General features: G+C 61.6%; 2 protein-coding genes. Both read left to right on the top strand.

Annotated features, from left to right (window positions below):
- The first annotated feature begins 1 nt into the window (after position 1).
- On the top strand, positions 2 to 10,633 hold the full coding sequence (locus tag NAP1_RS01105; protein WP_156777164.1) for a hypothetical protein: 10,632 nt from the start codon (positions 2 to 4) through the stop codon (positions 10,631 to 10,633).
- Positions 10,630 to 13,671 (top strand): CHAT domain-containing protein, encoded by a 3,042-nt coding sequence (locus NAP1_RS01100; protein WP_007163361.1) that lies wholly within the window; start codon positions 10,630 to 10,632, stop codon positions 13,669 to 13,671. The genes NAP1_RS01105 and NAP1_RS01100 overlap by 4 nt, the downstream gene beginning before the upstream one ends.
- The last annotated feature ends 65 nt before the right edge of the window (positions 13,672 to 13,736 follow it).

Genomic DNA, 13,736 nt, shown 5'->3' with positions numbered 1-13,736 from the left:
CGTGGCCTACAAAACCCAGCTTAAGATGGCGCAGTGTTCGGCAATGGCTCTTGCAACGGGCATAGCCTTCGCCTCGGCGCCTGCTTTTGCGCAGTCATTCGAGGGACAAGGCGTCGTCGCCGAAGGGGCAGCCACGATCACCGAAGGGGCCGGCACGACCAATATCACGGTCGAATCCAACAGTGCCGTCATCGACTGGACGCCGGACGACAACCAGGGTTTCGGCGACATTCTGTTCCAGCAGGCCGGAACCACGGCGACGTTTGAGAATGGCACCGGGATCACCGACTTTGCCGTTCTCAACCGCATCCTGCCCGAGGACTTATCGCGCCGGATCATTCTCGACGGCAACATCATCTCGCAGGTTCAGGGCAGCATCGGGGGCACCGTATACTTCTATACGCCCGGCGGGATCGTTATCGGGTCGAACGCGGTCATCGATGTAGGCAGCCTTGGCCTCACCACCGCTGCTCCGCTCACCAACGGCAGTGGTGGCTTCATCAATGGCAGCAACCAGGTCCAGTTCCAGCAGGCCGACAGCTTCTCGAATATTGTCATCGACCAGGGCGCACAGATCAATGCGCTGGCTGAGGGCAGCTACGTCGCGCTGTTCGCTCCGCGGATCGAGCATAATGGCGACATCAACGTAAACGGCTCAGCCGCACTGGTCGCCGGTGAAGCTGGCACAATCACTTTCAGCCCTGATGGCCTGTTCGATATCCAGGTCGATATCGGCACTGAAGACAATACAGACGCGCTGGCGGTCAGGGGCGCTATCGGCGGACCTGCAAGCACAGGTCCGGGCGACAACCATCGCGCTTACCTTGTGGCGATTGGCAAGAACACCGCGACCACGCTTGCGATCCTTGGCGGCGCTGAACTCGGCTTCGACATCGCGCAATCGGCCAGCATGGAAGGCGAGGCGGTCGTCCTTTCTGCCGGCTTCAACATTACGGTCGGCGATATCGATACGAGCTCGCTCGCAGGTACCGGCGAAGAGTCGATCAATTTCGACACGTTCGACTTTGGTTTCGGTTCAGGCATCACGGCGACTTCCGACGTGATTGCCAACGCCGCGTTGGGGATCCTTGGCTTTTTCGGTGACCCGGCGAATTTCGCAGGCGACCTCGATCTGACCGCTGGCGGCATCGACCTTTTCATCGACGCCGACGGTCCGATCGACATCGGGGGCAATTTCGCAGCCCGCACGCGAAATCCCTTCTTCGGGTCCGACGTCGGCGACGCGAACGTCAACGTCAACAACGGAGCGCTGCTCAATATCGGTGGCGACGCGCTCATCTCCTCGATCGCTACGACGGATGCGGACGGCGATGGCGTTCTGCGGGGCGGGTCTGCAAATCTTTCGGTGGGCAGCAACAGCAGCGTCGTCGTTGGCGGCGATCTCAGTGTCATCAGTGGGATCGACCCCTTTTCATTGTTCAACGGCATTGGCGGCTCGACCGCGGGTGCTCTCATCAGCATTGCCGACCTCTCGGACGTTGATGTCGGCGGGCTCACCCGCATCAGCACCAATGTCAGTTCCGGCCCAGGGGCCGCAGCCTCCGCAGGCCCGGCAAATCTCTCGCTCGGCAACGGTGGCCAGCTTGTAACGGGCGAGCTCAGCCTGAGCGCGAACGCAGCGGGAGGCAGTGAATTCGTCGGAACCGGAGGCGCCGCAGACGCAGGTTTTGTTTCCATCAACCTCGATGGAGCGGGCACCAATCTTCAGGTCCAGGCGCCCAACACGACCGGCGGCTTTGATTTCCTTTCCGCTCAGGCGTTCGCGGGGTCTGGACAAGCCGGTGGGGAGCCGGGCGGCGCTGGCGGAATTGCGACGACTGCCGGGTTCGCCCTGAACGTTTCGAACGGGGCACAGATTTTCCTGCCCTCCGATCCGCTAAACCCGCTTCGGATAATCAACCGAGCGGTCGGCGGCGATGCGCCTTCCGATCAAGGCGTCGGCGGAAACGCCTTTGCCGGGTTCAGCCAGATCCAGATCGACAACGCCTCAGGCGATCTCGGTCAGCTTTCGATCCTCGTGGAATCCATGGGCGGCAATGCGGACACCCGCTTCGACATGCAGGGCAACCCAGCGCCCACCACCGGCGCCAGCGGCGGCGCGGCGCAGATCGACAGCACGTTCTTCAACATTGGCAATTCCACCTTTGACCTAGGTGGACTTGATGTTTCGTATCTGGCGGCGGGCGGTGCCGGTTCGCTTGGCGAAGGCCTTGGTGGAGCGATCTTCAACCCCGGCGCATTCAATATAAACCTCTTTGCCACTGACCTGACAGTCGGCGGCGATCTGATCATGTCGGGCACCAGCTTCGATGGTAACGGCGATGCTGACTTCGGCCAGCAATTCACTTTGACGGTTGACGGTTCGAACCTCACTGTCGGTGGAGACATCTTCTTTTCCGGCGGATTTGCGCAGATCTTAGCGTTGGCGGACTTCAACACCGGTGCGCCCTCGACGATCGACATCACCGGCGACGTGTCGCTCATTTCCCAGTTCGGGAATTTCGGCGTTGATGCGGGCAGTTCTGAGCTGACCGCGATCCAAGGTTCGACTATTACGATCGGCGGTAACTATTTCGGGGCCTCGAACGCCCAAGGCGACATCAACGACGATAGCTTAGTCAACAGCGGTTTCGTAACGATCAGCGCGCGTGATGCGGGCAGCTCAATCAGCATCGGCGGCGATCTCACGCTCGATGGCAGCATCAATCTGGTCGAGGACAGTTCCGGGATCGATGCCATTGGCGGTTCCGCCGAGGTGTTTCTTGTAGACGGCGGTACGCTTACGGTTGGTGGTTTCACTCAGCTCAATACCGACGCTTTCGCGGGCGGCGGCGCGAGTGCCTTTGCCACGAATTCGCAAGTCATCGTCCTCAACGGCAGCGCGTTCAGCACTGGCGGCCTGAGCCTCAGCGCAGTCGCATTTGGCGGCGACGATATCGGCTTTGGCGGGGGCATGGCATTCGGGGGCAACACCCGCATCGATATCTCCGGACCAGGAAGCTTGCTGGATGTCTTAACCGGTAATCCGAACGGGCTCGACCTGATGGTTGCGGGAGCAATCGGCGGTGAAGGAACGGTCGGCGTTGGCGGGTCAGCCAGCGGCGGCTTCATCGACTTCAACATATCGAGCGGCGCGACTGCCAATTTTGCGAACGTTTCGACCAACCCGTTCCGAATTCGGAATCTGGTTCGAGGTGGAGATACCGGAGCAAGCGACAGCTTTGCTGGCGATGCAACTACCGGCAATATCTTCCTGAGCGTCAATGACGCTACTGCAAGCCTTGGCACGATTTCGATCGTTCAGTCGACGACGGCCGGTTCCGCGATCGGAGCGGCAGAGCGCAGCTTCGGCGGCAACGTCTTTGCCGGGTTCAGTCAGTTCAACACATTTAACGCAGACCTCGATTTCGGCGTCGGGATCATCGATCTGTTTGCTCAGGCAGGCTCGGGCTCGGCAGACGGCTTGGGCGGTAACGGGACGCTCGATGTCAACACGCTCGCCCTCAACTTCGAGAACAGCGTCGTCGACATTCTCTCGGGTATTGAGGCCACCGCGTTTGCGCTCGATGGCGACGGAAGCCTCGGGAACACGTCCGGCATCATCCTCGACTTCAGAGGCGGCTCTGCGACGATTAACGGGAATGTCGATCTTGCAGGCGGCTTTGCCCAAGTTTCTGTCAATCAGGACTTCAACACCGGCATTCCCGGCTCGCTACTCATCGACGGCTCCGTCTTTCTCGACGCAAGCGCGCCGAATTTCGGCGGCGACGCCGGTTTCGCCAGCCTCAACGCATTCGGTGGTTCGAGCCTGACCGTGCGCGGCGACGTACTCGTCGTATCCAACGGGCTCGAAGATCAGGACTTTGATGGAGTTGTCCGGGCCGGTAGCGCCTCGATCGACATCCAGAACGGCGCCATCGCTATCTTCGAAGGCGATGTGACGCTCGATGCCGGTAGCCGTCGCCCAGGCGCGACGGACGGCCTTGGCGCCGCAGGTGACTTTGCGCGGCTTTCGTCATTCGGGAACAGCGATGTCTCGATCGCAGGTATTCTTCGCATCGGATCTGATACGGTCGCAGGACTTGGCGGGAATGCATCTGCGGGCACGGCGGACGTATTCGTCGGCAATGGAGGTGTGCTCACTGTCAATGAGCTTGCCCTTTCAGCAGACGCGCAAGGCGGCAATGACAATGGCACCATTGCCGGTAATGCATCCGGAGGGACGATCTTCCTAAGGGTAGACGGTCCGGGGAGCTTGTTGCGGGTCGTGTCACCAAATGTGACCGGAAATGCAGCCAATGGCGAGCTCGACTTCCTGTCGACCAATGCGTTCGGAGGGCAAGGCGTCACGAGCAATGGCGGCGATGCCGTTTCCGGCCAGATCTTCGTCGACATCACCAATGGCGCGGTTGTTGATCTTCCGAACGTGGTCGGCAATCCGCTCACAGTGAACAGTATCGCGTTGGCAGGGGACACCTCAGCCAATGACCGGTTTGGCGGGGTCGCCCGTACTGCCGGCACTTTCCTCAGTGTCTCCAACACGACCACCGACCTCGGCCGCCTGGCGTTTACCATCCGCGCTGAAGGTGGGTCCGCAGTCGGAGGAGCACAGCGTAGCGGAGGCGGCGAGGCTGTCACAGAATTCAGCCGGATCTCCATAAATGATAGCGACGTCACGATTGCTCTGGAACCGATCACGATCACATCCACCGGTGGCAACGGAACCGATGACGGACTAGGCGGCGGTGCCAACTTTACCACTTTCGCGATCGACACGTTCAACTCCACTGTCGATTTCGAAGGTGCGCTGCGCCTTATCGGAACTGCAACCGGCGGCGATGGCCAACTTGGCGGCTTTGCGAACGCAGGCAATTTCTCGCCGTCTTTCGTCGGCTCTTCGGTCAATATCGGCGGTGATCTTGAAGTCTTGGCAAGCGCAACCGGCGGTCGCGGCGTCGGAAACAGCGCAGTCGGTGGCGGCGAGGCCACTACGGCCCCCATGGGTCTCAATCTTCAAGTCAGTACTCTCAACGTGCCCGGCACGGTTTCGATCGGATCAGTTGCACGTGGCGGTGGATCAAATGGCGGCGATGCGGGGCTGGCCACGTCATCCGAGACCTTTATCTCGCTGAACGACGGAAGCGTTCTCAACGCTGAAGTACTCGACATATTTGCAAGCGCATTCGGTGGCAGCATCGCACCCGGCGGGTTCGGCAATGGCGGCGCGGCAACGGCAAACCGCGCGGCGATCAGCTTTGAGCCCTCATTCGATCCGTTAACGGGCGAGATCATCTTTGGCGGCACCGCCACGATCAACGCAGAGATTCTTGCAAGCAGCAATGCGCGCGGCGGGAACGCTGGCCAATCTGGCGGAGACGGAGGAGCTGCGACCAGTTTCAACGCCGTCCTGTTCGGCGGCAATGAAGGCGAGTTGACGATCAACGGCAATGTCGACCTGTTCAGCGATGCAACCGGCGGAACAGCCCCTCAGGGCCTTGGCGGGTTCGCAACAGCCGGGCCTGCCGAGATCTTCTCCTTCAACGGCAGTGTCCTCGTCGATGGCGATGCAGTCTTTACCTCCAGCGCCAAGGGCGGTGATGGTCAGACCGGCGGCGACGCGGGCGGTGTGTCTCTCAGTGTGATTGGACGGCAGGGGACGATTTCGATCTCCGGTCTCCTCGACATGAATGTTAGCGCGGTCGGCGGTAATGCGCTTGCAAGCGATATGCCTGGCGCGGGCGGCAATGCATCTGGTTTCAACTTCCGCGTCGATGCCTTCAATACGCCGGGTGACCTGCCTACGCTGATCGAGGTCGGTTCAATTGATATCGACGCCACGATCCGAGGCGGTGATGGCGGCAATGGCCTCAACGGCGCTGACGGGGGCGCTGGTGGCGACGCAACCGGCATCGGCGGGATCATCCTCGCCCGCGCATTCGATGGCACTCTGATAGTCAATGGCGCAACCACGATCGACCTGCTCGCCTTCGGCGGCAACGGTGGCGCAGGCGCGAATGGTGGCGTCGGCGGCGAAGCGTTCGGCGGCAGCCTCAACATCGGTACAGCAAGCGGCGCCTCTATTCCTGATGTATTCAATGGCTCGGCCACGTTCACGACCATTACGGCGTTCCAACAGAACACCGGTGGCGAAGGCGGAGCCGCATCGTCTGGCACGGGCGGCGATGGCGGCCTTGGTCTGGGCGGTAGCCTGACTTTTCTTGTTCGCGGTGCCAACGTCACCGCAGATAGCGTCAATTTCGAAAGCAACGGGACCGGCGGCAATGGTGGGACCGGCCAAACACAGGGCAATGGCGGCGACGGCGTCGGCGGTAGTGTTGCAGCCGCAGTCACGCAGGCCTTCGAAAATCCGGGTCGCGGTAGCCTGAACCTCGGCAGCTTCTTCGCACGATCGAGCGGAATTGGCGGCGACGGTGCGGTCGCTGGCGCAAACAATTTTGCCCTCTCCGGCAGCTTCTTCGTTCGCCAGGCAGATGCGCAGGTCGGCTCGATCGATATCCAGCTATTCGGCGACGCACCCGCGGACTTCCTGTTCGACGATGGCACCCCGGCGGTCACCACTCCTTATGGCGTCGTGCTTGAGAATGCGACGCTGACTTCGGATGTGATCGACATTGCAACGACGGGTGAACTCCAGCTCACGCTCGACAGCTCGCAAGTCAATTCTCGCCTCTTCGCAGTCAATGCAGGGGCAATCGTTCTGCCTGAAGTCGATCCCAATGCACCGCCACCCGATCCAGCGCCTGTACCGGGCACGGTGACAGCGACGGAAGGGTTGCAGCTGATCACGACGTCAGGAGGCGTCACGACTGAGACAAATCTTGCAACGCAAGGTACGCTGATCATCGATTCAGCCGCGGGCATAGATGTCGGCAATCTCACCGCAGGATCGCTGTCGCTCAACGCGGCGAACGGCATGATCATGACTGGCACGGTCAACTCGGCCGGCGGAACGGTTACGATCACGACCGAGGAATCGATCGAACTGGCTGGCATCATCGCCGATTCAATTGTCGCCCGCTCGGGCGGAGGTGACATCACCTCAACCGCTCCGATCATGCTCACGGGTCTGCTCGACCTCGACGCAGCCGGCGCGATCACCCTGACCGACGTGGTAGCCGCATCTCTCATCGCGCGTTCGCGCAGCGGTGACATCACGCTCGATGGCGTTTTCGACTTTACCGGTGCCGTTGACCTGCTTTCTGCGCAGGGCATCACGCTCGGCCAGATTGGCGCAAGCTCGCTCAGAGCCGTCGCGCAAGCCGGTGATATCAGCTCGGTAGCGCCCGTCACTCTTGACGGCCTGCTCGACCTCAATGCTTTGGGAGCGATCCAGCTAGTCGACGTGACGGCCGGGTCCCTTAATGCCGTGACGGGTACAGGCAACATTGTTCTTGATGGGGCATTCGACATCGCAGGTGCCGTCGACCTGCTCTCGGCGGGCGGCGTTTCGATCGGTCAGATCGATGCGGGCTCGATTGATGCTGTCGCGCAAAACGGCGACATCAATCTGCTTGGCGTTGTCAATGTCGACAACTCGCTGAGCCTTGATGCAACCGGCCTCATCCGCCTTGCACAGATCACGGCCAATGCCCTGCTCGCAAGCTCGTCGGATGGCGATATCGAAGCCGAGGAAGACATCGACGTTGCCACAACGGCGATCTTCGATGCGGCAGGATCTCTCACGCTGGGTACGGTCACCGCGCAGACCCTCAACGCCGTCGCTCGCGGCGGAACTGCCACGATTGTCGGCGATATGGCGCTGACGGGTGGTCTGAACCTGCTCGCTGACGGAGCGGTCTCAACTGGCAATATCAGCGCCGGCGCAATCCAGCTGGATTCTGCCACCGCTGGCGTTTCGACGGGCACCCTGACCGCGCTTGGCGGGACGGTTGAAATCAACTCGGCGGACTCCATCGCCCTGTCTGGCATCGAGGCAGCTTCGATTGTCGCCACCTCGACCGCTGGAGATATCACCTCGAGCGCGCCGATCGCGCTGACCGGCCTGCTTGATCTCAGCGCGTTCGGAGCGATTTCGCTTGCCGATGTGACCGCTGGGGCGCTCAGCGCGATAACTGCCAACGGTGCCATCACGCTTGACGGCGTCTTCGATATTGCAGGTGCGACGGACCTCGTCTCTGCGACAGGCATCACCATCGGCGAGATCGCTTCGGGATCGCTTAGCGCGGAGGCTTTGAACGGCGATATCTCGCTGATGGGTCCGGTGAGCGTGGACACGACGCTGACGCTCGATGCGACCGGGCTCATACGCCTCGCTCAGATTTCGGCCAACTCGCTGTTCGCCCGTTCGTCGGAAGGCGATATCGAAGGCGAGGACGATATCGACGTCGCGACGGGAGCGATGTTCGACGCTGCCGGAGCCCTGACGCTGGGCGCCGTAAACGCGCAGACTTTTACCGGCTCTGCGCGAGCAGGCGATGCAACGCTGCTTAGCGACATCACGCTTTCGGGCGCGTTGACCCTGCTAGCAAGCGGCGCAGTCGATACCGGAAGCATCACCGCTTCAGCGATCCAGCTTGGTTCGACGGATGCGGGTGTATCGACCGGTACGCTGACAGCACTCGACGGAACCGTGGCGATCAATTCGGCAACCTCGATTGCACTTGGCGGCATAGACGCATCCTCGATCATCGCCACCTCGACGGGAGGAGACATCACTTCGAGCGCGCCGATCATGCTCGACGGTCTGCTTGCCCTCGACGCATTAGGAGCGATCACCTTGGCCGATGTCACGGCGGGCGCGTTCGATGCGACGACAGCCAACGGCGCGATCACCTTGATGGGTACAGTCGATGTCGCAGGGGCAATGACGCTCAATTCGGCGGACCTGATCGCGCTTGGCCCCGTCAATGCGGGCTCGCTGACCGCAAGGGCAAATGGCGGTTCGATCTTCGGCGATGGTCTGGTTCAGGCAGAGGGCGCTGTCACGCTTGACGCACTCGATGCGATTGGCGTCGACAGCATCACCGCTGAGACGATCAACGCCACGGCTGGAAACGTGATCGAAATCGGCGGCACCTGGCAAGCCGAGAGCATCAATGCAACCACCCCGGACTTCTTCATTGGCGAAGAGGGCCTCGTATCAGCAGGGGCAACCGGAACCGTTCGGATCCTCTCGACCAACGCCAACGGCGTCCTGGTGGGCACCGGCGGAGACGAATTTGACGGCCAGATTTTCGATGCTGAACAATTGGCTCGTCTGCAAGGCGGCGAGGTTCGTATCATCGCGATCGGCGGCGACAATGGCGGCAGCCTGACTGTCACTGATCTCGAACTAGGTGCGACTAGCGGGATCGACACGCTCTCGCTGGGAACTTCGGGCCTCGGCGGAGTTGTTCGCGTTACCGGCGTGGTCGAAGGCGGCGACGGTGTCGACCTCAGTTTCTTCACCACCCGCTTTGAGCTCGACACAAGCACGGGCCGGATCGACCTCATCGGTAGCGGAGGCGACGTCTTTATCGCCGGGTCCGACATTCTGGTCGGCGAAGGCACATTGCTCGACAGTCTGACCGGCGATGAAACCGCAGAACAACTCGCCGAGCTGTTCAACGCGGCGGCAACCACTGCTCAACCGGACGGGGTGCTGAGCGGCGCGACACTGAGCCTGTTCGCAAGCGATCGCCTGCTGATACAGAACTCGGGCACCGAAGAACTGCCCGCAGGTTTTCTCGTCAGTGGTGCTGCCAACCTCGTAATCGGCGGGAACGACAACGAAGGCGCGGTGGCAATCATCAGCGGCCAGATCCAGGGCGCAGATGGCGTCACGATCTCAGGTGACGATGCAGCAACCGCGATCTTCGAGGCTCTGGACGGCACCAGCTTCTTCGCAGCCGGAAGCCAGATCAACACCTGCCTGTTCACCGGATGCATTGCCGAAAGCACGGGCGAAGTGACTTCGACCGTGTCGGCTTCGGTCAATGGCGCAGTGAACACCGGGACTTCCGGCGGCTCTTCTGGAACCGGCACCGGTACTGGCACCGGTACCGGCACCGGTTCCGGCAGCAGTGGATCGTCTGGAAGCAGCGGTGGCGAATCGAGCGGTGACGGCGGCGATAGCGGCGACGACGGCAGCGACGACGGCGACGGCGGCAACGATGACGGCGGTGAAGATTCAGGTGAGAGCGGCGCAGGCGCAGCCGGCACGGGCACCGGCGGCAGCGACGGCAGCGGCGACGTGAACGCCGACAACGTCGACGATGGCGGCGGCGGCAACGAGGACTTCGAACTCGACGACGGCGGCGAGGAAGGCGGAAGCGATTCCGAAGGCTCCTCTGACGAAAGCGACAGCTCCGACGAAGGCGAGTCTTCGGATGAGGGTGAAGGCGAGAGCGAGGAATCGGAAGAATCCGAAGAGTCCGAAGAAGAGGAGACGGAAGAGGAATCCTCCGAAGAGGAAGAGGATAGCGAAGGTCCGACAACGGGCCCGATCAGTCCTCCGCCGTCCATCATCAACACCAACACTCTCGAACAGCAGGGCACGATCAACGACCCTATCAGCGGTGCCGGCAACCCCGCGCTGCTTGACCCTCAGATCGAAGTCGGACCCGTATCCGAGCCAGGAGGCCAGCAATGAAGATCAGGAATATCGTCTTGGCAGCGACCGGTGCGGCGATGACCCTCACCGGGGCGCTGATGGTGACGCCTGCGGCCTCGCAGGACGTGCCTCTCTCGATCCGCACCAATTTCCGGGTAGGCGATGCAGGCGTGCGCTGCACAGCGCAGAACGCGCCTGCCGAACCGCGCCTCAAAGGCATGTTCGACCGAGCTTACCGCCTGACCTGCCGCGACGCGGCTGGCGCGGTCGGCACGCTCTTGGTCCTGCGCGATCCTTCGGGCGTGAGCGCTCAGCCAAGCGGTGCGGGTGAAGAAGCGCTTTGCCAGACGCCGGAAACCGACAGCATCGACATGGTCGGCGACGTTACCAAGCTGACCTGCACCGATCAGGTCATCGGCATCTCCTATCGCAGCTACACGTTCGAGCGCGATGGACGCACTTACATCGTCGAAGGGCTCGCCGGATATGACCCGGTCCTGCGCCTCGCGGTTGCTTCTGTGGTGAATGACCGCGCGCTTCCAGGCACGATACAGGTTGCCCAGACCGAAGTCAGCGACGCCGCGGCCTTCGCCCGCGTCCAGGCAGGTGCCTTGAGCGAATTCGATGCGCTTACCGAAGCCTATCTTCGCAACAATTCAGGTCGGTTTGCCGAAAGCGGGCAGTTCTTCGAGAACCTGCTTGGCCGCACCCAGCAGAGCACTTCCGCCTATGCAGAAGTGCTGGCAAACCAGGGGCTGCAACAGAGCAACCTTGGCAATTTCCGCGCTGCCGAGCGGCTCTTCAACCAGGCCGATGCCTCGCTGACCCGCAATGACGGCGTCGCACAGAGACTGATCCGCAATTACCGCGCGATCAATTTCCTCAACCGCCGCTTCCCAGAAGCCGCGCTCGATGCGCTGGCAGCAGAAATGCGCGAAGTGACGGCGCAGACCGAGACGCTCTCGATCCGCGAGGGCTTCATCGACAATCCGCTCTCAGCTCAGATCAACCGGGAGAATGTCGCGCTCCAACGGATCGGCGGCGTCGAGCTCGGCCTCTCGCCGCTCGAACGTGCCGAACTGCTCGACGCTCAGGCAGATGCCATCGCCGGTTCGATTGCACGCCAGCAGAACCGGCTAGAAGACGCCCGCAGGCTCCTGCGGCAGGCAGACAGCCGGATTGCTGACGTCCGTGAAGGGCGTGTTGCCTCAGCGCGCTGGTTGCGTTCGGAAATCGCAATCGAGCGCGCGCTGGTCGCGGAAGGACTGGGCCGAAACGACGTCGCCATCGCCGCCTACGACATCGCGGCAAAGGCAATTTCGCGCGATTATCCGCAATCGCCTGTGCTGCTGGCCGCCTATGCCCGCAAGGCTGGCTTCCTGCTGCGCATCGGCCGCGATGATGAAGCGCGTGCGCTGTACGGTGAGGTCGTCGACCGCGCCCAGAACACCACCGATAGCGGTGCAAGCTTGCGCAACCTGCTCCAACCATATTTCGAGCTGCTCGCCGAACAGGGCACTCCTGAGGCGACATCAGAATTCTTCGCCGCCTCACAATTGCTCCAACGACCCGGCGTTGCTCAAACGCAGGCTATTCTGGCTCGCCAGATGTCCGAAGGCGACGACGAGGCTTCCGCCCTGTTCCGCCTCTCGCGCAACCGCAGCCGTCAGATTGCGCGTACGCAAGCGCGTGCTGACCGTCTCGCAGCATTGACCGACCCCACGCCGCTTCAGGCAGAGGGACTGGTCGCGGCACGTGAGACGCTCGAATATCTGCGCGCAGAACAGACTGCACTGGTTTCGAAACTTGCTGACTTCCCGCGCTTCCGCGCCCTGTCGCCCACGCGCCTGCAACTCTCCGAATTGCAGGCCGCGCTCAAACCGGGCGAGGCCTATTACAAGGTCGTGCTTCTAGGCGAAGAAGTCTTCACGTTGTGGATCACCCAAAAGGACGCCCGCAGCTTCAAGATCGAAGGCGGCCTCGATGAACTGGACGATGCGGTCGCCTTCATTCGCGACTCAATCGTCATCTACGAAGCTGGCGAGACCACGACCTACCCGTACGACGTGGAGCGTGCCCGCGAGCTTTACCTGACCTTGTTCGGGCCGGTCGAAGCCGAAATGGCAAGCATCAAGCACCTGATCTTCGAGCCAGATGGCCCGATGCTGCAATTGCCTCCGCAGGTGCTCATCGCTTCGCAAGAGGGCGTTGACGCCTATCTCGAACGCACCGCCGATGCGCAGACGGACGAGGAACTTTTCGATTATCGCGGCATCGACTGGCTGGGCAAATCGCGCGATGTCTCTATCGCGGTGAGCCCGCGCGGGTTTCTGAACATCCGCGAGATCGCTCCATCAAAAGCTACCAAGGCGTATCTTGGTCTCGGCTCGAACGCGCTCCCGACCGGACGTGAGCCATCTAGCGATCCGTGTGCTTGGGGCCTCAACACATGGCGCGATCCGATTGATCCGGGTGAGCTGTTTTTCGCCGCACAACGCTATGGCGAAGCAAACAGCAATGTCGCGATCAAGGAGGAGTTTTCCGACACCGCGCTTCTCAAGAACGAAGAGCTATCGGAATACCGGGTGGTGCATTTCGCAACGCACGGTCTCGTCACTGCGCCGCGCCCGAATTGCCCTGCCCGCCCTGCCCTTGTCACCTCGTTCGGGAACGAAGCATCCGACGGTTTGCTGACATTCAAGGAAATCTTCGACCTCGAACTCGACGCCGATGTCGTGATCCTGTCGGCTTGTGATACGGCTGGCATGGCGACCACCGCAGCTTCGCGTGAAGCGGGTGTGATTGGGGGCGGCAATTACGCGCTCGATGGCCTGGTGCGCGCTTTCGTTGGCGCAGGCGCGCGAGCGGTGGTTGCAAGCCACTGGCCGGTGCCTGACGACTTCGATGCGACACAGCGGCTTGTGCAAGGTCTGATCTCGGGCGACCAGTCCGCTGGCCTGTCGGGCTCACTCGGCGATGCGCAGCGCCAACTGATGGATGACCCGAACACCTCGCACCCCTTCTATTGGGCCGCGTTTATCGTGCTCGGCGATGGCGCCAAGCCGATCGGCAACTAAGAACTACGCATCCTCAGACGAAAAGCGGCGCGGCACTCCAAAGGTGACCGCGCCGCTTCTTTAAT

The sequence above is a fragment of the Erythrobacter sp. NAP1 genome (assembly GCF_000152865.1).
GTDB lineage: Bacteria > Pseudomonadota > Alphaproteobacteria > Sphingomonadales > Sphingomonadaceae > Erythrobacter.
Note: the sequence above shows the minus strand (reverse complement) of the source record. Positions and strands in the feature narration are given on the sequence as shown.

Coding starts and splice junctions, on each gene's coding strand:
- NAP1_RS01100 (WP_007163361.1), top strand. CDS start 10,630: ATGAAGATCAGGAATATCGTCTTGGCAGCGACCGGTGCGGCGATGACC.